Annotated in this window: 20 protein-coding genes; 12 read left to right on the top strand and 8 right to left on the bottom strand. The window is 53.4% G+C overall.

The window, feature by feature from the left end:
- Positions 1 to 112: 112 nt before the first annotated feature.
- Genes BQ7397_RS05045 through BQ7397_RS05030 form a run of 4 tightly spaced genes read right to left on the bottom strand, consistent with a single transcriptional unit; the run spans position 113 to position 3454 of the window.
- Positions 113 to 739, bottom strand: coding sequence for a DUF47 domain-containing protein (locus tag BQ7397_RS05045; protein WP_077075011.1), 627 nt, complete (start codon positions 737 to 739; stop codon positions 113 to 115).
- 8 nt (positions 740 to 747) lie between these two features.
- Positions 748 to 1800 carry an inorganic phosphate transporter gene (locus BQ7397_RS05040; RefSeq protein ID WP_077075010.1) on the bottom strand — a complete coding sequence of 351 codons (1053 nt, stop codon included), beginning with the start codon at positions 1798 to 1800 and terminating at the stop codon, positions 748 to 750.
- A gap of 14 nt (positions 1801 to 1814) precedes the next feature.
- Positions 1815 to 3170 (bottom strand): PFL family protein, encoded by a 1356-nt coding sequence (locus tag BQ7397_RS05035; RefSeq protein WP_077075009.1) that lies wholly within the window; start codon positions 3168 to 3170, stop codon positions 1815 to 1817.
- A gap of 14 nt (positions 3171 to 3184) precedes the next feature.
- Entirely contained in the window at positions 3185 to 3454 is a 270-nt protein-coding gene (locus tag BQ7397_RS05030) for an ACT domain-containing protein (RefSeq protein ID WP_077075008.1), read from the bottom strand.
- A 203-nt stretch (positions 3455 to 3657) separates the two neighbouring features.
- Between BQ7397_RS05030 and BQ7397_RS05025 the strand changes: the two genes are divergently transcribed.
- Positions 3658 to 4875: a putative DNA modification/repair radical SAM protein gene (locus BQ7397_RS05025; protein WP_077075007.1), complete on the top strand. Its 1218-nt coding sequence runs from the start codon at positions 3658 to 3660 to the stop codon at positions 4873 to 4875.
- On the top strand, positions 4872 to 5600 hold the full coding sequence (locus BQ7397_RS05020; RefSeq protein WP_077075006.1) for a TIGR03915 family putative DNA repair protein: 729 nt from the start codon (positions 4872 to 4874) through the stop codon (positions 5598 to 5600). Before BQ7397_RS05025 ends, BQ7397_RS05020 begins: the two co-directional genes overlap by 4 nt.
- Before the next feature lie 75 nt (positions 5601 to 5675).
- Here BQ7397_RS05020 and BQ7397_RS05015 read toward each other — a convergent pair whose 3' ends face one another.
- Positions 5676 to 6635, bottom strand: coding sequence for an NADH:flavin oxidoreductase (locus BQ7397_RS05015; protein WP_077075005.1), 960 nt, complete (start codon positions 6633 to 6635; stop codon positions 5676 to 5678).
- A gap of 15 nt (positions 6636 to 6650) precedes the next feature.
- Positions 6651 to 6971, bottom strand: coding sequence for a rhodanese-like domain-containing protein (locus tag BQ7397_RS05010; protein WP_077075004.1), 321 nt, complete (start codon positions 6969 to 6971; stop codon positions 6651 to 6653).
- A gap of 150 nt (positions 6972 to 7121) precedes the next feature.
- Between BQ7397_RS05010 and nadA the strand changes: the two genes are divergently transcribed.
- The 5 genes from nadA to bioB (BQ7397_RS04980) all read left to right on the top strand — a co-directional run bounded on the left by nadA (position 7122) and on the right by bioB (BQ7397_RS04980) (position 11418).
- The gene (gene nadA / locus BQ7397_RS05005; RefSeq protein WP_077075003.1) at positions 7122 to 8021 is read left to right on the top strand and encodes a quinolinate synthase NadA; all 900 of its coding nucleotides are present in this window, start codon (positions 7122 to 7124) and stop codon (positions 8019 to 8021) included.
- Positions 8022 to 8034: 13 nt separating this feature from the next.
- A complete protein-coding gene (gene nadC / locus BQ7397_RS05000) occupies positions 8035 to 8898 on the top strand; it encodes a carboxylating nicotinate-nucleotide diphosphorylase (protein WP_077075002.1) in 864 nt (287 codons plus the stop codon).
- On the top strand, positions 8885 to 9421 hold the full coding sequence (locus BQ7397_RS04995; protein WP_077075001.1) for a transcription repressor NadR: 537 nt from the start codon (positions 8885 to 8887) through the stop codon (positions 9419 to 9421). Before nadC ends, BQ7397_RS04995 begins: the two co-directional genes overlap by 14 nt.
- The gene (locus BQ7397_RS04990; protein ID WP_077075000.1) at positions 9418 to 10221 is read left to right on the top strand and encodes an aspartate dehydrogenase domain-containing protein; all 804 of its coding nucleotides are present in this window, start codon (positions 9418 to 9420) and stop codon (positions 10219 to 10221) included. Before BQ7397_RS04995 ends, BQ7397_RS04990 begins: the two co-directional genes overlap by 4 nt.
- 243 nt (positions 10222 to 10464) lie before the next feature.
- On the top strand, positions 10465 to 11418 hold the full coding sequence (bioB, locus tag BQ7397_RS04980; protein ID WP_077074997.1) for a biotin synthase BioB: 954 nt from the start codon (positions 10465 to 10467) through the stop codon (positions 11416 to 11418).
- 113 nt (positions 11419 to 11531) lie between these two features.
- Here the strand turns inward: bioB (BQ7397_RS04980) and BQ7397_RS04975 are convergent, their stop codons facing one another.
- Entirely contained in the window at positions 11532 to 11762 is a 231-nt protein-coding gene (locus BQ7397_RS04975; protein WP_077074996.1) for a hypothetical protein, read from the bottom strand.
- A gap of 2 nt (positions 11763 to 11764) precedes the next feature.
- Between BQ7397_RS04975 and BQ7397_RS04970 the strand changes: the two genes are divergently transcribed.
- Both BQ7397_RS04970 and bioB (BQ7397_RS04960) read left to right on the top strand, forming a co-directional pair.
- Positions 11765 to 12472, top strand: coding sequence for an aspartate dehydrogenase domain-containing protein (locus tag BQ7397_RS04970; RefSeq protein WP_335340702.1), 708 nt, complete (start codon positions 11765 to 11767; stop codon positions 12470 to 12472).
- A gap of 243 nt (positions 12473 to 12715) precedes the next feature.
- The gene (gene bioB, locus BQ7397_RS04960) at positions 12716 to 13669 is read left to right on the top strand and encodes a biotin synthase BioB (protein WP_077074997.1); all 954 of its coding nucleotides are present in this window, start codon (positions 12716 to 12718) and stop codon (positions 13667 to 13669) included.
- A 113-nt stretch (positions 13670 to 13782) separates the two neighbouring features.
- Here bioB (BQ7397_RS04960) and BQ7397_RS04955 read toward each other — a convergent pair whose 3' ends face one another.
- Positions 13783 to 14013, bottom strand: coding sequence for a hypothetical protein (locus BQ7397_RS04955; RefSeq protein WP_077074996.1), 231 nt, complete (start codon positions 14011 to 14013; stop codon positions 13783 to 13785).
- Between the two features lie 2 nt (positions 14014 to 14015).
- Between BQ7397_RS04955 and BQ7397_RS04950 the strand changes: the two genes are divergently transcribed.
- The 3 genes from BQ7397_RS04950 to BQ7397_RS04940 all read left to right on the top strand — a co-directional run bounded on the left by BQ7397_RS04950 (position 14016) and on the right by BQ7397_RS04940 (position 17380).
- Positions 14016 to 14723 (top strand): aspartate dehydrogenase domain-containing protein, encoded by a 708-nt coding sequence (locus tag BQ7397_RS04950; RefSeq protein ID WP_335340701.1) that lies wholly within the window; start codon positions 14016 to 14018, stop codon positions 14721 to 14723.
- 66 nt (positions 14724 to 14789) lie between these two features.
- Entirely contained in the window at positions 14790 to 15518 is a 729-nt protein-coding gene (gene ymfI, locus BQ7397_RS04945) for an elongation factor P 5-aminopentanone reductase (RefSeq protein WP_077074994.1), read from the top strand.
- A gap of 230 nt (positions 15519 to 15748) precedes the next feature.
- Positions 15749 to 17380 (top strand): BspA family leucine-rich repeat surface protein, encoded by a 1632-nt coding sequence (locus BQ7397_RS04940; protein ID WP_077074993.1) that lies wholly within the window; start codon positions 15749 to 15751, stop codon positions 17378 to 17380.
- Positions 17381 to 17494: the final 114 nt, after the last annotated feature.

Here is a 17494-nt window from a genome sequence, read left to right as displayed (position 1 = left end):
TTTTTCGATGGTAAACCTTCCAGTTATATAAGTATAATTTTCTTTTTTATAGGGGTTCTAGCATCTCTATATTTAAAAAAGGTATTCAAAAAATAGAGAGGGCTATTTTTATTTAACCGTTTTTCAACATGGCCGATTCAAATTCATTGGCACATTCTTCGATGCTGTCCAAGCAATTTTCCAGCACCTGAAGCATTTCCTTCCAGATTATGGTCTTTCGGGCGTCGAATTCGCCGTTAAAATCGAAAAGGGCGCGGGTGGAATTTAAGTACAGGGTATCGCCCTGGCCTTCCAGGGAATTGATGCGGATAATTTTTTCCTTCACGTCGTTGGAGCGCTTAAAGTTGCTGAATTCCAGAACCACTTCCTCCAGCATACTCGTGCTTTGAACGATAAGGTCCACAAATTCCAAGGTCTCGGGAATGAGCTCGTGGACCCGATACATGTACAGGCCCAGCAAAATTTCTTCGATGCGATCCACCACCGTGTCCAGCTTGTCCGTAATCTCGATAATGTCCTCCCGCTCGATAGGCGGCAAAAACTCGATGGCCAAACGGTTCATAATGTCGTGCATGATTTGATCGCAGTCGTTTTCGATGCGCTTCATGGCGTCGGTCTTTTCCCTCAAAGTGGATGCGTCGTAGGCGCCTAACGTGGTCTGCAAGAGATCCGCCGCTTGGGACGCCTTTTGCGCCATATCGCTGAATTTTTTAAAATAATCGAACTTTTTGTCTTTCATGCCTTCTCCTAGAGTACATTAATTAGCAAATAGGTTACGACAAAGCCGATGATGCCGCAGCCGGGAAAGGTCAATATCCACGCCAGGCCCATGTCGCTTACGACGGACCAGTTGACGTTTTTCAAATGCTTCGACGCCCCCACGCCCATAATGGCCGTGGTCTTGGTATGCGTAGTGGAGACGGGAATCCCCGCCAAGGACGCCACAAACAAGCTGACGACGGCGCCGATGTCGGCGGCAAAGCCCTCGTAGGCCTCCAGCTTCACCATGTTCATGCCCACGGATTTAATAATGCGCAGGCCGCCTAAGCTGGTGCCGAAGCCGATGACCAAGGAAATCAAAATCATAAGCCAGGCGGGAATGACGAAATGGCCTCCGCCGCCGGTGCCGGCTGCCAGGCTGAAGGCCAGCATAAAGACCCCCATAAACTTCTGCCCGTCTTGGGCGCCGTGCATAAAGGCCATGGACGCCGCCGAAATAATCTGGCCGTTCTTAAAAAAATTCTTGGACTGACGCCGGTCCGACCCGGCCAACAGCCGCTTGATCACCTTCACCACCGCATAGCCCATGACGAAGCCCAAGACCGTGGAGAGAAAGAGGCCGTAAATGTTTTTCATCCACTCCGCCCCGTTGATTCCGGCCAGGCCCCCGTGAAGGGCGATGGCGGAGCCCGAGAGGCCGGCGATCAAGGCGTGGGATTCCGACGTGGGAATCCCGAAGTACCACGCCGCCGTGGACCAGATCACGATGCTCAGCTGAGCCGAGGCCAAGGCGATCATGGCTTCATGGGTATTGCCGTTAAAATCCACCATATTGTAAATAGTCTCCGCCACATTGGCATTGATGGCGGTCATAATGAAGACGCCGAGAAAATTAAAAAGCGTCGCCATGTAAATGGCTTTTTGCGGTGCGATGCTCCGCGTCGATACGGCGGTGGCAATGGCATTGGGCGCATCGGTCCAGCCGTTGACGAACACCACCGCTAAAACCAGAAAAGTGGTGAAGAAAATGGCGGGGTTCGTCGATATCATGGAGATGAACTCTTGTATGGTAACAGTCATAGCTTCCCTTCGATTTAGTTTTTAAAGCTGTGAATGGGCGCGGGAATAAACCCGCCCCGTGCCGCAAAGGCCGCGCAGTCGTTGCCGTGAACGGGCAGAATCGGCGCCTCGCCTAAGAGACCGCCAAAGGTGGCGTTTTCGCCCACGCCCTTGCCCCACACGGGAATCAGACGCACCGCCGTGGTCTTGTGGTTAATAATGCCGATCATGGCTTCATCGGCGATCATGGCCGACAAAGCTTCCGCCGTGGTGTCTCCGGGAATGGCGATCATGTCCAGCCCCACGGAACAGACACAGGTCATGGCTTCCAATTTATCCAGACACAGGGCCCCCGATGCGGCGGCGGAAATCATGCCCTCGTCTTCCGAGACGGGAATAAAAGCGCCGCTTAAGCCGCCGACATGGGCCGAGGCGTTAATGCCGCCCTTCTTCACCGCGTCGTTTAACATGGCCAAAGCCGCCGTGGTGCCGTGGCCGCCGACGGTGCCCACGCCGATTTCTTCCAAAATCCGCGCCACACTGTCGCCGACGGCAGGCGTCGGTGCGAGAGACAGGTCGATGGAGCCGAAGGGTGTGTCCAATCGCTTGGCGATTTCTCTTCCCACCAGCTCGCCCATGCGGGTAATCTTAAAAGTCATTTGGCTGATGCACTGAGCCACTTCGTCGAAAGGCGCGCCGCGGAATTTTTCCAAGGCCGTCTTCACCACGCCGGGACCGGAAATGCCCACGTGGAGCACGTGATCCCCGAGACCCGTGCCGTGAAAGGCGCCTGCCATAAAGGGATTGTCCTCCACGGCATTGGCAAAGACCACCAGCTTCGCACAGCCGATGGAATCCGCCTCGCGACTTAAATAGGCCGCCTCCTTAATCACCTTGCCCATGGTAGCCACGGCATCCATATTGAGGCCCGATTTCGACGAGCCCACATTCACGGAGGAACAGACCTTTTCCGTGGAAGCCAGGGCTTCGGGAATGGCGGCGATCAACGCCCTTTCACTATCCGTCATGCCCCTGTGAACCAAGGCGGAAAAGCCGCCGATAAAGTCCACGCCGATTTCGATGGCCGCCTTGTCCAAGGCCTTGGCGAGCTTCACGAAATCATCCTTCGTGCCCCGAGGCAAAATTAAAGACGCCGGCGTCACGGAGATGCGCTTGTTCACCACGCTCACTCCGTACTTTGCGGCGACGGCATCGGCCTCCTTCACCAAGTCCCTGCCCAAGTTCGTGATCTTTTCGTAAACACGGTCGCAAACCACATCCACATCATCGGCGATGCAATCCATAAGAGAAATCCCCATGGTCGCCGTCCGTATGTCCAAATTCTCATGCTCCAGCATGTGAATCGTTTCGAGAATCGAAGAATTATCCAAGAGCTTCGTCCTTTCTAAATACGGTGCATGCGGCGGAAAAGCGCCTCATGCTGCATACGAATGTCCAAACCCATGGACTCGCCCAAGGCTTCGTAGTCCTTGACCACACTTTCCAAGGCGAAATCTTCATCCTCGTGTTCCACCACCACGATCATGGTGAAGTAAGAGCTGACAATGGTTTGACTGATGTCCAAAATATTAAAACCGTGTTGCGCCAAAAGCGTCGTGACGCGACAGACAATCCCCACTTGGTCCTTCCCCAGGACACTGACGACTGCTTTCATCCTATCCCTCCTTAATAGAACCATTATATCATAGAGAATCGTAGGTGATTCAGGAGATTTCCGCTGTTCCGTCAACGAAAAAAGCCGCGGCTTATGCTCCTCTTTTTTTGCAGGAAAAAGAACAAAAATTTAAAATAAGAAAAAATAAAACATATGTTCAAAACCCTTCTTTCCTGTTGTATAATAGGCAAAAGGTGAGAAAAATGAACTTATTTGAAAAATTGACAATTTTATCTGATGCCGCCAAGTATGACGTGTCCTGTTCTTCTTCCGGATCCAAACGGGCCAACAAGGGGGGCATGGGCAATGGCCATGTCAGTGGGATTTGCCATTCTTGGAGCGAGGATGGTCGCTGCATTTCTCTTTTAAAGGTCTTGATGACCAACCAATGTGTTTTTGACTGTGCCTATTGCCTAAACCGTCGGTCCAACCATGTGCCCCGGGCAACCTTTAGTCCGGATGAGTTGGTGGACTTGACCCTGGAATTTTACCGGCGCAACTATATTGAGGGGCTCTTTTTATCCTCCGGGATCTATCCCAATATTGACGAGACTTCGGAAAAAATGATCGAGGTGGCCAAAAAACTCCGGGAAAAGGGTTTTTATGGCTACATCCACATGAAAATTATCCCCGGCACCGATGCAAGATTAGTGGCTGAACTGGGGTCTTACATCGACCGGGGCAGCGTTAATATTGAGCTGCCCTCTGCCAAGAGTCTGGCCCTGCTGGCCCCACAAAAAACGCAGAAATCCATTATGAGGCCCATGAGTCAGATTAGCGAGACCCTCCTGGAACAAGAGGAGGCCCGGAAGGGAAAAAAAAAGACCTTTATCCCGGCGGGCCAAACCACCCAAATGATTATCGGGGCTTCGGGGGAAAGTGACCGGAACATTTTAAGCCTTAGCGAGCTCCTTTACCGGAGACAGGGCCTGAAGCGGGTGTATTTTTCAGCCTATGTTCCTGTGAACCAAACCGCCCCGGTTCTTGCGGGGCCTCCTCCCTTGAAGCGGGAGCACCGGCTATACCAGGGGGACTTCCTCCTGCGCTTTTATCAATTCGAGGCCCGGGAGATTTTAACAGACCAAGAGCCTAATTTTGACCTGGACCTGGACCCCAAGGCTTCCTGGGCCCTCCACCATATGGATCTCTTTCCCATGGAAATCAACCGGGCTTCCTATGAGGAGCTCTTGCGAATTCCGGGCATTGGTCCCGGGTATGCCCGAAGGATTTTACAGGCTCGGCGCTACAGTGCCTTGACGACCGACAGCTTTCGCTCTTTAAATATTTCTGTCAAAAGGGCCAAGCACTTTATTTTGGCCCAAGGCAAGGCCCTGCCCGGAGCCGGGAAAAACCTGGAAGACATCCGCAGGGACCTGGTGGGCCGAGACCAAGTGGCTCAGCAACTGAGTTTTCTACCATGATTTTTCAATATGACGGGACCCCTCAGGGCCTTTTAACGGCGGTCTTTGACGGCTATCCCTATCGAAAAAATATCCGCTTTGAAAGGGGCTTTACCCCCTCCTTCCTCCCGGACCTGGTCCAGGTTCAAAGCAACCCGGCCAAAAGCCAAAGGGTTCTAAAGTATTTAAAAGATAGATTTCCGGATTTTTTAAGAAATGAATTTAAGTGGGCCATCTTGGCCGACCGACCTGAAATTGAAAATGACCTGGCCTTAACCATCTACCTCCTTATAGATGATGGTAAGGACATCCTCTACAGCGACCGGCCCCCGGCACGGGCCATTGTAAAAAATGCCAAGACCGTCTCTTCGGAAGTCCATTCCTACAAGGGACTTTTGCGCTTTCGGGAATTGGAAAACGGCGCCCTCTATGGTCCCATTCGACCCAAGGGAAATATCCTCTACCCCCTGGGCCTCCACTTTGAAAACCGACTGCCCCGCGAGACTTTTATGATCCACGACCTGGGCCGGGGGACGGGCCTGATCTACCAGGATGGCCGGCTGTCTTTTGTAGAGGTGGACTCTCTTGAAGAGACCTATTCCGAGGTAGAGGAGACCTACCGGGACCTTTGGAGGGGCTTTACCCGGGCGATATCCATCCAAGATAGGGAAAATAAAAAGCTGCAAAGATCCAATATGCCCAAGAGGTACTGGGAATTTTTAACAGAAATGCAGGATATGATTTAGAGTTTACTAAATAGCCCCCGGCGTAGCCGGGGGTTTTTTAATGCAAAAAAGCCGCGGCTTATGCCACGGCTCTTCTTACAGCTTATTCATTTCCCATTTCGGGTCCCTTAAAAAGGCGCGGCCGATGCCGAAAAGGTCTGCGGCGCCTTCGTCAAGTAGTTTTTCCGCCTCGGCCAGTGTGGTGATGCCGCCGGTCAGGAGCACCGGGGCTTCGGTTTCTTTTTTCACGGCCAGGCTCAGGTCTTTAAACCAGCCCGCTTCCTTGTGCCCCGGCCGACTATAGCCGGTCATGCCGCCGGTCATGTCCAAGAGGCAGGCGCCGGCACGATCGAAGGCCTTGGCAATAGATGCGCCTTCATCGACGGTAATGCCGCCTTCCATGGCCTCCACACCCCCGATTCGCACGGCAAGAGGGAAGTCTCCCAAAGCCTCCTTCATGGCCAGGAATACTTCCAAGGGATACTTGATTCGATCGGCGCCGTATTCGTCGTCGCGGAAATTGGTCAGGGGGGACAAGAATTGATTGAGCAGGTAGCCGTGGGCGGCGTGAAGCTCCACGCCGTCGTAGCCCGCTTCCTTCGCCCGCAGGGCCGCCCGCACAAAGTCGTCCTTGACCCGCTCCATATCCTCTGCAGTCATGGCGCGACACATTTTATCCCAGGGCCGCACCGACGGGCCCATGGGGTCTGCGCCGATTAAATCGCCTCGGGTCTTCATGCCGGCGTGGTTTAATTGCAAAAAGAGGGCAAGGTCCGGCCTTACGCTTTTAATGGCCGCCACTAATTTTTTGTGGCCCTCGATTTTGCTATCGTCCGCCAGGCTCATTTGCTTTTCGCTGGCCCTGCCGTCTTCGGAGACGTAGTTGTGTTCCAAAATAAAGAGACCGAAGTGCTCGTTCGTCGCCATTTTTTTGTAATAGGCAAGGGATTTTTCCCCGATCTCGCCGCCCACCGACGCTTCCGACGCCATAGGCGGCATCACCAATCGGCTACGAAGGTCCACGCCGGCGCGAAGGGTCTCGTGAATTTTTTTCATGGCTCCTCTTCCCCTCTATTCCGTCGGGCCCTTGTAGGCCAGCATGCCCCCGGCTACATTGACGCACTGAAAACCTCGTCCGCTTAAATAGCTGCATGCTCTTTTGCTGCGATTTCCCGATCGGCACACGACGTAAATCGTTTCATTTTTAGGCAGCTCGCCCTCCCGATCACTTAACTCGCCCAAGGGGATGGTGCGGGCGCCGGGAATCTTTCCCGCCGCAACCTCATCGGGCTCCCGCACGTCTAAAATAAATTTCGATGCCGTGTCCTTTAATTCCTTGGCCGGCACCGACGGCACCCGATCCTTGCCTCCGAATAATTTTTTTAAAACCATGGTCGCCTCCTTTATACTAATTTCATTATAGCTTGAATCGAAAATAGTCTCAATTTTCTTTACTGACAAGACAGTCGTGTTGTCATATGCTTTGACTTGTGGTATCCTAAGAAAGATTTATTAACGCACCCGAAAGAAAGGAAGACTGTTTTGAAAAATGAAACTCTTGCACGCTTGAAGAAAGAAAAAGACGCCGTGATCCTCGCCCACTACTACGTCGACGGCGCCGTACAGGACGTGGCCGATTACGTCGGCGACTCCTTTACCCTGGCGAAAATTGCCACAGGCATCGACGCCAAGGTCATCGTCATGGCCGGCGTGGAATTTATGGGAGAAACGGTAAAGATTTTGAATCCGGAAAAAACCGTCTACCTTCCCGACCCCGCAGCCGACTGCCCCATGGCCCACATGGTGGACGTGGATGCCATTAAAGAGATGAGAGCTAAATACGACGATCTCGCCGTGGTTTCCTACGTCAACTCCACCGCCGAAGTAAAGGCCAACTCGGACTACTGCCTCACCTCCTCCAATGCGGCAAAGGTGGTGGCCGCCATCGACGCCAAAAATATTTTCTTTATCCCCGACGGCAACCTGGGACAAAACACGGAAGGCGCCTTCCCCGACAAGCACTTCATTAACAACGCCGGCTGCTGCCCGGTACACGACAGCTTAAACGCAAATATCGTAAATGCTCTGAAGAAGGAACATCCCGATGCAGCCGTGTTCTGCCACCCGGAATGCAAGCCGGAGGTTCTTGAAATTGCCGATTACACGGGAAGCACCAAGGGCATTTTGAGCGCTGTCGGCGATTTGAACAAGGACGAAAATATTATTCTCACGGAAGAGGGCATCGGCTGGGAATTAAATAAACTCTATCCCGACAAGGAATTTATTTTCCCGGACATGATCTGCGACGGCATGAAAATGGTCACCGTGGACAAGATCATTCACGTCCTGGAAACCGGCGACAACGAAGTGATCCTGGATCCGGAATTAATTGAAAAGGCCAAGGTGCCCTTGGACCGCATGCTGGCCATTGCAAGCAAGTAAAGAAAGGAGCTTTATGGGCAAATTGACTATGGCGCCTTTTTTAATGGACGACGCCATTTTGGCCGCCTTAAAAGAGGACGTAAACGAGGAAGACATTTCAACCAACGCCGTGGTGGATGGAGAGCTAAGAGGCTCGGTGAAGCTTTTCGCCAAGGCCGACGGTATCCTTTCCGGCGCACCGGTTTTTGAACGCACCTTCGCCCTCTTCGACGAAAGCACCGCCGTAGAGTGGTATTTCGAAGACGGCGACGCCCTGTCGAAGGGCGACTTGGTCGCCACCATTACCGGCCCCGTTCGCGCCCTCTTGACGGCGGAGCGGGTGGCGCTGAATTTTCTGCAGCGCATGAGCGGCATCGCCACCTACACCAATAAAATGGCAAAGGCTCTGGCGAAAAGCAAGACGAAAATCGTGGACACGCGAAAGACCACGCCGAATTTTCGCATCTTCGCCAAGTACGCCGTCCGCTGCGGCGGCGGCGAAAACCACCGCTTCAATCTCACCGACGGCGTCATGCTCAAGGACAATCACATCGGCGCCGCGGGCTCCGTCGCCGAGGCCGTGAAGCGGGCCAAGGCCTATGCCTCCTTCGTGCGAAAAATCGAGGTGGAGGTGGAGACCATGGCCATGGTAAAAGAGGCCGTGGAGGCCGGCGCGGACATTATTATGCTGGACAATATGAGCGCGGATGAAATAAAAAAGGCCATCGAATTCATCGACGGCCGCGCCCTGGTAGAGCTTTCCGGCAACGTCGATTTAAACAACATTTCCAATTACAAAGACCTAGGCGCCGACATTATTTCCTCAGGCGCCCTCACCCACTCGGCGCCGGTACTGGATTTTTCCATGAAAGGACTGAGGCCCGATGATCCTCGATAAAGAAACGCGGCTCTACGAAATCGAACAGGCCCTGCGCAAATCCGCCGAGCCCGTTTCCGGCGACGCCCTGGCTAAAAGCTTTTCCGTCTCCCGCCAGGTCATCGTCCAGGACATCAGCCTTTTGCGGGCAAAAAACGTGCCCATTCAATCCACCAATCGAGGCTACTACATCGACACGCCGTCGGGCTTTCGCCGCACATTTAAGTGTCGGCACCGGGACGACGAAATCACCGAAGAACTGAATCTTATTGTGGACCTTGGAGCCACGGTAGAGGACGTCTTTGTGGAGCATCGCTACTACGGAAAAATCGCCGCCACGCTTAATATTCAATCGCGTAAAGACGTGAAGCATTTTATGGACGACATTTACCACAGCGTGAGCACGCCTTTAAAAAACATCACCGACGGCTACCACTTCCACACGATTTTCGCCCGAGACGAAGAGACCTTGGACGAAGTGGAGGCGGCTTTAGCCGAAGCGGGCTTCTTAGTGCCCGACGAAACCTTCAAGGAGGAAGCATGAAAAATATTGCCGTCATCGGCTACGGCGCCCTGGGTCACATTCTCGTGGACGCTATTTTAGAAAAGTTAAAGGAAGACTATCGCCTCAAGGGGATTTTCGATCAAGCCCTCGACGAAAAAAGCATTGAAGCAAAGGGCGAGACCATTCCCCTTTACGAAAGCTTCGACGCCCTTTTGGCAGACGACACGGACATCATCGTTGAGATCGCAGGCGTCGGCGCCGTAAAGGAATACGTGGTGCCCCTGCTGGATGCGGGCAAGGACGTGGTCATTACCTCCGTCGGCGCCCTGGCCGATACTGCCTTATACGATGCCATCGAATCGGCGGCGAAAAAAGCGGAACGCAAGGTACACATCACCTCCGGCGCCATCGGCGGCTTCGATTTGATGCGCACCTTCACCCTTATGGGCGGGGTACAATCTGAAATTCAAAGCACGAAAGCGCCGAAGAGCCTAAACGGCGCCCCCTACCTTAAGGGCGAAGAGCTTCCCAAGGACGAAAAGGTCGTGGCCTTCGAAGGAAATGCCACGGAAGCCATTAAGGGCTTTCCGAAAAATACCAATGTCGCCGTAGCTACGGGACTCACCACCGCAGGGGCCGATGCCACCAAGGTGCGCATCGTAAGCGATCCGAACAGTCCCGGCAACACCCACCGCGTCACCGTGGAAAACGAAAAGGCCAAGGCCGTGGTGGAAATCACCTCCAAGCCCGATCCGAAAAATCCGAAATCCAGCGTCACCGCCGCATGGAGCGTGGCGGCTCTGTTGAAAAACCTGGCCGATCCCGTCCAATTCTTCTAAGCAAAAAGGTTCTATGACACAGCCGATGAAGGCACTGCCATAGAACTTTTTTTCCGTTAAAAAAGCACCGCTTCTTTTTTCATTTCGACATGGCCCGCGAAGTATGTAAAAAACCAGGGTCGTAAGCACGAGCAGCCTACGACAAGCAACAAGAGAACGCCTCGCCGGGACATCTTTACATTTTCATTGTTGATCTCAGCCTTTTTACGGTTTAAGATAAAACCATAGGAAAGGAAGGTAAGCATGATTCAATCCCTTACGGAAAAAGCTTTACGAGAAGAACCGCTTACGAGAGATGAGGCTCTCGCTCTTTACGATGAGGACCTGTCCCGGCTGGCCGCCGCAGCCACGACCATTCGAACCCGCTTCTTAGGCGAGAGCTTCGATTTATGTACCATCGTCGACGGAAAAAACGGTCGCTGCACGGAGGACTGCGCCTTTTGCGTTCAGTCGAGACGGAGCCGGGCCTCGGTCCCCGTCTTCGATCTGTTCGACGAGGAGGCCATCCTTCGCGACGCCTTGACGGCCGATGGGGCGGGGGTGTTGCGCTACGGCTTTGTGACCATGGGCCGGCGCCTGTCGAAAACAGAAGTGGCGAAGACGGCCGAAATCTTTCGGAGACTGCACAAGGAAACTCGTCTGCACCTGTGTCTGTCCGGCGGCCTCTTAGATAAAGAAGACCTGACCCTTTTAAAGGACGCGGGTCTCGAGCGACTGCACAACAACCTGGAAACGTCCCGCGCTTTTTTCCCAACCCTGTGCACGACCCACAGCTACGACGAAAAAATAGCGACCATCGCCGCGGCCAAGGACGTGGGCCTCGAGGTTTGCTCCGGCGCCCTCTTCGGCTTAGGCGAAAGTCGCGCAGATCGCATCGATTTAGCCTTGACTTTAAAGGACTTAGCCGTGGATTCCGTTCCCCTCAACATTCTCCATCCCATCGAGGGCACGCCTATGGAGGATCGGCCGCTCCTGCCCGAAGACGAATTCTTAAAAACCGCCGCCCTCTTTCGCTTTCTCCTTCCCAAGGTCTATTTACGCCTCGCCGGCGGCAGAAGGAATCTACGGAAAAACGGCGAAGACGCCCTCGACTGTGGCGTCAATGCGGCTATTACCGGCGACTTTTTAAATACCTGCGGCGCCGCCGTCGCCGACGATAAGGCCATGATACAAGCTAAAGGCTTTCGCCTCCTTTAGACGGCATAGAAAAAAAGGATCCTCACCGACGGAAGAGGATCCTTTTTTCATACCACGCAGTCTGTCTCGGGGCCCCAATGACCCGCCACATCTTTATTCAATGATTTTATCTTCTACGGCTCCTTGGTTCCATACTGTTCCAAACTCTCAAAGTACCCGTCGTACTCTTCCCGCGTCATGGATTTTTCCCGAAGCCGTTCATCCATTTCCGCCTTTTCCTCTGCCGCCGGATCCACGGTGGGATCGATGGAATCGAGGGCCTTGGCATCGATGGTGACATCCTCGTGGAAAAGTCCGAAAAGGGTGTTGTCCCGCAGATCGTACATGCCGTTGGGGCCGGTCACAAATTTATAGTAATCCTCCCGCGTCTTGTATCGATCCGCCCTCGGGCGAGACCATTCCCCTTTACGAAAATTTCGACGCCCTTTTGGCAGGCGACACGGACATCGTCGTTGAAATCGCAGGCGTCGGCGCCGTAAAGGAATACGTGGTGCCCCTTCTCGATGCGGGCAAGGACGTGGTCATTACCTCCGTGGGCGCCTTGGCCGATACCGCCCTATACGATGCCATCGAATCGGCGGCAAAAAAAGTGGGCCGAAAAGTGCACATCACCTCCGGGGCCATCGGCGGCTTTGATTTGATGCGCACCTTCACCCTTATGGGCGGGGTACAATCTGAAATTCAAAGCACGAAAGCGCCGAAAAGCTTAAACGGCGCCCCCTACCTAAATGGCAAAGAGCTTCCCGAGGACGAAAAGGTCGTCGCCTTCGAGGGAAATGCCACAGAAGCCATTAAGGGCTTTCCGAAAAATACCAATGTCGCCGTAGCTACGGGACTCACCACCGCAGGGGCCGATGCCACCAAGGTGCGCATCGTAAGCGATCCGAACAGTCCCGGCAACACCCACCGCGTCACCGTGGAAAACGAAAAGGCCAAGGCCGTGGTGGAAATCACCTCCAAGCCCGATCCGAAAAATCCGAAATCCAGCGTCACCGCCGCATGGAGCGTGGCGGCTCTGTTGAAAAACCTGGCCGATCCCGTCCAATTCTTCTAAGCAAAAAGGTTCTATGACACAGCCGATGAAGGCACTGCCATAGAACTTTTTTTCCGTTAAAAAAGCACCGCTTCTTTTTTCATTTCGACATGGCCCGCGAAGTATGTAAAAAACCAGGGTCGTAAGCACGAGCAGCCTACGACAAGCAACAAGAGAACGCCTCGCCGGGACATCTTTACATTTTCATTGTTGATCTCAGCCTTTTTACGGTTTAAGATAAAACCATAGGAAAGGAAGGTAAGCATGATTCAATCCCTTACGGAAAAAGCTTTACGAGAAGAACCGCTTACGAGAGATGAGGCTCTCGCTCTTTACGATGAGGACCTGTCCCGGCTGGCCGCCGCAGCCACGACCATTCGAACCCGCTTCTTAGGCGAGAGCTTCGATTTATGTACCATCGTCGACGGAAAAAACGGTCGCTGCACGGAGGACTGCGCCTTTTGCGTTCAGTCGAGACGGAGCCGGGCCTCGGTCCCCGTCTTCGATCTGTTCGACGAGGAGGCCATCCTTCGCGACGCCTTGACGGCCGATGGGGCGGGGGTGTTGCGCTACGGCTTTGTGACCATGGGCCGGCGCCTGTCGAAAACAGAAGTGGCGAAGACGGCCGAAATCTTTCGGAGACTGCACAAGGAAACTCGTCTGCACCTGTGTCTGTCCGGCGGCCTCTTAGATAAAGAAGACCTGACCCTTTTAAAGGACGCGGGTCTCGAGCGACTGCACAACAACCTGGAAACGTCCCGCGCTTTTTTCCCAACCCTGTGCACGACCCACAGCTACGACGAAAAAATAGCGACCATCGCCGCGGCCAAGGACGTGGGCCTCGAGGTTTGCTCCGGCGCCCTCTTCGGCTTAGGCGAAAGTCGCGCAGATCGCATCGATTTAGCCTTGACTTTAAAGGACTTAGCCGTGGATTCCGTTCCCCTCAACATTCTCCATCCCATCGAGGGCACGCCTATGGAGGATCGGCCGCTCCTGCCCGAAGACGAATTCTTAAAAACCGCCGCCCTCTTTCGCTTTCTCCTTCCCAAGGTCTATTTACGCCTCGCCGGCGGCAGAAGGAATCTACGGAAAAACGGCGAAGACGCCCTCGACTGTGGCGTCAATGCGGCTATTACCGGCGACTTTTTAAATACCTGCGGCGCCGCCGTCGCCGACGATAAGGCCATGATACAAGCTAAAGGCTTTCGCCTCCTTTAGACGGCATAGAAAAAAAGGATCCTCACCGACGGAAGAGGATCCTTTTTTCATACCACGCAGTCTGTCTCGGGGCCCCAATGACCCGCCACATCTTTATTCAATGATTTTATCTTCTACGGCTCCTTGGTTCCATACTGTTCCAAACTCTCAAAGTACCCGTCGTACTCTTCCCGCGTCATGGATTTTTCCCGAAGCCGTTCATCCATTTCCGCCTTTTCCTCTGCCGCCGGATCCACGGTGGGATCGATGGAATCGAGGGCCTTGGCATCGATGGTGACATCCTCGTGGAAAAGTCCGAAAAGGGTGTTGTCCCGCAGATCGTACATGCCGTTGGGGCCGGTCACAAATTTATAGTAATCCTCCCGCGTCTTGTATCGATCCGCCCTCGGGCGAGACCATTCCCCTTTACGAAAATTTCGACGCCCTTTTGGCAGGCGACACGGACATCGTCGTTGAAATCGCAGGCGTCGGCGCCGTAAAGGAATACGTGGTGCCCCTTCTCGATGCGGGCAAGGACGTGGTCATTACCTCCGTGGGCGCCTTGGCCGATACCGCCCTATACGATGCCATCGAATCGGCGGCAAAAAAAGTGGGCCGAAAAGTGCACATCACCTCCGGGGCCATCGGCGGCTTTGATTTGATGCGCACCTTCACCCTTATGGGCGGGGTACAATCTGAAATTCAAAGCACGAAAGCGCCGAAAAGCTTAAACGGCGCCCCCTACCTAAATGGCAAAGAGCTTCCCGAGGACGAAAAGGTCGTCGCCTTCGAGGGAAATGCCACAGAAGCCATTAAGGGCTTTCCGAAAAATACCAATGTCGCCGTAGCCACGGGACTCACCACCGCAGGGGCCGATGCCACCAAGGTGCGCATCGTAAGCGATCCGAACAGTCCCGGCAACACCCACCGCGTCACCGTGGAAAACGAAAAGGCCAAGGCCGTGGTGGAAATCACCTCCAAGCCCGATCCGAAAAATCCGAAATCCAGCGTCACCGCCGCATGGAGCGTAGCGGCCCTGTTGAAAAATCTGGCCGATCCCGTCCAATACTTCTAAACAAAAGCTGCCGCGAAGGCGGCTTTTTTATTTGGCGAAACAGCGCCCCATGTGTAAAATAGTCTTATGAAAACAGTTTTGATTACCGGCGCGTCTCGAGGCATCGGGGCGGCCATCGCGAGAAAATTAAATCCGGAGTACAAACTCGTCATCAACTACTTCCGCAGTGAAAAGTCTGCCCATGCACTCCTCGAAGAACTTCGCAAAACCAATCCCTATACCATCGCCGTAAAAGCCGATGTAAGCAAAGAAAAAGACGTGGACTATCTCTTTAACACGGCGGAAAAAAACCTCGGCCACGTGGACATACTCATTAACAACGCCGGCATCTCCCACTACGCTCTTCTGCAAGATACGGCCTTTGAAACCTGGCAGAACATCCTCGGCACCAATTTAAACTCCGTCTTCCTCAATTCCAAGCGTGCCCTTCCCCATATGCTTCACAAAAAGGGCGGCGTCATCATAAACATCAGCTCCATATGGGGCGAAGCCGGCGCCGCCATGGAAACCTGCTACTCCGCATCAAAAGGTGCCATCAATTCCCTGACCAAGGCCCTGGCCAAAGAGCTGGCGCCCAGCGGCATTCGCGTCAACGCCGTGGCTCCCGGCATCGTGGACACGGACATGATGCGCAAAGACTTTTCCGAAGAAGAATTGGCCGCCCTTCGCAAAGAAGTGGGCGTCAGCCGCTTTGCCAAGCCCGGAGAAATTGCGAGCCTGGTGAAATACCTGATCTCCGACGAAGCCGCCTATATTACGGGAGACATCATCCCCATCGACGGACACTTTCGTTAGGGCCACGGGCGGATTCGCCGCAGGTATACAAAAAGAAAAGAGCAAGCTGCCGCGATGGCGGCTTTTTTATTGCCGAAAATATTTAATTTTCTTCAAAAGTCCCCGTTTTGTAAAGTAATCCGCCATCGATCTTAGATATTATGACGAAATTCGACGCCCTTTGTTCTTGCTTGGGGTTTTTTGTGCATGATAAAATTTTTCAGAATTACAAAAGAACAGGAGAAATGCTTATGATTAAAAACATTTTCGCCAAGGGCTTGGGCCTTTTAATGTGCCTCAGCCTGGCCGTCGCCATCTTCAGCCCCCGAGCGGCCTTCGCACAAGGAAACACGACCCTGGACAAAAATGCCTTTCACGCAGCCGTACCGAAAGAAAAAGCTAAGGAAATTATCTTCGGCACGAAAGCAGATAATGCACCCCACATCCAAGACCTGAACGGCACTCCCGTGGGCGCCAATGGCAGCGACAAGATCAAAGTCTATGAAAAAAACGGACGCTATTACGTCTTAAGTGAAGACAACTCCAAGATCGCCTTCCCGACAAAATCCAGCTACTTGTTTCAAAACTATGAGAAATTGAAGGATGTCGACTTTGCAGAAGCCGTGGACACCTCCCAAGTTGAAGACCTGAACAATCTCTTCGAAGACTGCACCCAACTGGAGAGCGTCAGCCTCGCTTCCTTCGACACGACCCGATTGAAAAACGCGGACTACCTATTCTACGGCTGCAGCGCACTGAAAGCCGTCGACCTCTATGGCTTCGACGTCACCTCGGTCACCAGCATGATCGGCATGTTTAACGGCTGCTCCTCCCTCCGCACCCTGGATCTCACCAGCTTTAACACCCCCAATTTAGAGTACACAGCCAATATGTTCTACCATTGCAAAAACTTGCGCACGATCTTCGCCACAGGAGGCTTCAGCACCGACAAGATTATATCCGCGAGCAATATGTTTGCCGGCTGCACCTCCCTCGTCGGCGGAAAAGGCACGGCTTTTAACGAAGCTCACGTCAACAAAGAGTACGCACGAATCGACGGCGGCGCGGATCAGCCCGGCTACTTCCGTATGAAGAGCAACAACACCTACACCATTACCTTCGAAACCAATGGCGGCAATCCCATCGGCCCGGTCACGGTCAATGAAGGCTTTCTCTTAACGAGGCCCCAAGATCCCACCAAGGCGGATCATAAATTCGCCGGATGGTACACGGAGGCCGAACTCACCAAGGCATACGACTTCGCCGACGCCGTCGTGGGAGACATGACCCTCTACGCCAAATGGGAAAAGACGACGCCCGAGAAACCGAATCCCGGTAAGCCCAATCCCGGTGAACCCGGCAAGCCCGATGCGCCGAATCCCAAAAAGCCCTCCCATCCCTCATCATCCCCTCGCCTTCAATTGAAACCGACCGAAAGCCAAGAGCAGAAAATCTCTGCGCCGAACACCGTACAGCTTTCCGTTAAATTAAAAATCGGTTCGAAAGATATTCAGCGGAGTGTCCGAGGCGCAAAGACAAATGGCAAAGTCGACGTCGCTCCCTTTATTCACAACAATCGCACCATGCTCCCCATTCGCCACGTGGCGGAAAGCCTGGGCCTGGACGTGCAATGGATAGAGAAGACCCGCACCGTCGTCTTAACGGACAAGACTAACCGTGTGGAAATTCCCGTGGATACGAACAAAATCATCGTCAACGGCAAAACCTATGTAAGCGACACCAAGGCCATGATCAAAAATAACCGCACCTACCTTCCCATCGCCAATGTTGCCCGCGCCCTGGGCCTGGTCGACGGTAAGGAAATTATCTGGAACGCCGAGACGCGAGAAGTGGAAATCACGCGGAACGTAAAACTAAAATAAAAAAGAAGGGTGAATCGGATGATTCGCCCTCCCTTTTTCACTCTTACGCCTCTTCGGAGGCGTTTTTTGTGTCTTGTAACTGCCGTAGATGGAATTCGCGGCCCGCTCGTTTAC

Source organism: Aedoeadaptatus urinae (assembly GCF_900155585.1).
In the GTDB taxonomy this organism is placed as follows: Bacteria; Bacillota; Clostridia; order Tissierellales; family Peptoniphilaceae; genus Aedoeadaptatus; species Aedoeadaptatus urinae.
Note: the sequence above shows the minus strand (reverse complement) of the source record. Positions and strands in the feature narration are given on the sequence as shown.

Coding starts and splice junctions, on each gene's coding strand:
- BQ7397_RS04990 (WP_077075000.1), top strand. CDS start 9,418: ATGAAAAATATTGCCGTCATCGGCTACGGCGCCCTGGGTCACATTCTC.
- BQ7397_RS04995 (WP_077075001.1), top strand. CDS start 8,885: ATGATCCTCGATAAAGAAACGCGGCTCTACGAAATCGAACAGGCCCTG.
- BQ7397_RS05010 (WP_077075004.1), bottom strand. CDS start 6,971: ATGGTTTTAAAAAAATTATTCGGAGGCAAGGATCGGGTGCCGTCGGTG.
- BQ7397_RS05030 (WP_077075008.1), bottom strand. CDS start 3,454: ATGAAAGCAGTCGTCAGTGTCCTGGGGAAGGACCAAGTGGGGATTGTC.
- BQ7397_RS05025 (WP_077075007.1), top strand. CDS start 3,658: ATGAACTTATTTGAAAAATTGACAATTTTATCTGATGCCGCCAAGTAT.
- bioB (WP_077074997.1), top strand. CDS start 10,465: ATGATTCAATCCCTTACGGAAAAAGCTTTACGAGAAGAACCGCTTACG.
- BQ7397_RS04940 (WP_077074993.1), top strand. CDS start 15,749: ATGATTAAAAACATTTTCGCCAAGGGCTTGGGCCTTTTAATGTGCCTC.
- ymfI (WP_077074994.1), top strand. CDS start 14,790: ATGAAAACAGTTTTGATTACCGGCGCGTCTCGAGGCATCGGGGCGGCC.
- bioB (WP_077074997.1), top strand. CDS start 12,716: ATGATTCAATCCCTTACGGAAAAAGCTTTACGAGAAGAACCGCTTACG.
- BQ7397_RS05040 (WP_077075010.1), bottom strand. CDS start 1,800: ATGACTGTTACCATACAAGAGTTCATCTCCATGATATCGACGAACCCC.
- BQ7397_RS05045 (WP_077075011.1), bottom strand. CDS start 739: ATGAAAGACAAAAAGTTCGATTATTTTAAAAAATTCAGCGATATGGCG.
- BQ7397_RS05015 (WP_077075005.1), bottom strand. CDS start 6,635: ATGAAAAAAATTCACGAGACCCTTCGCGCCGGCGTGGACCTTCGTAGC.
- BQ7397_RS05020 (WP_077075006.1), top strand. CDS start 4,872: ATGATTTTTCAATATGACGGGACCCCTCAGGGCCTTTTAACGGCGGTC.
- nadC (WP_077075002.1), top strand. CDS start 8,035: ATGGGCAAATTGACTATGGCGCCTTTTTTAATGGACGACGCCATTTTG.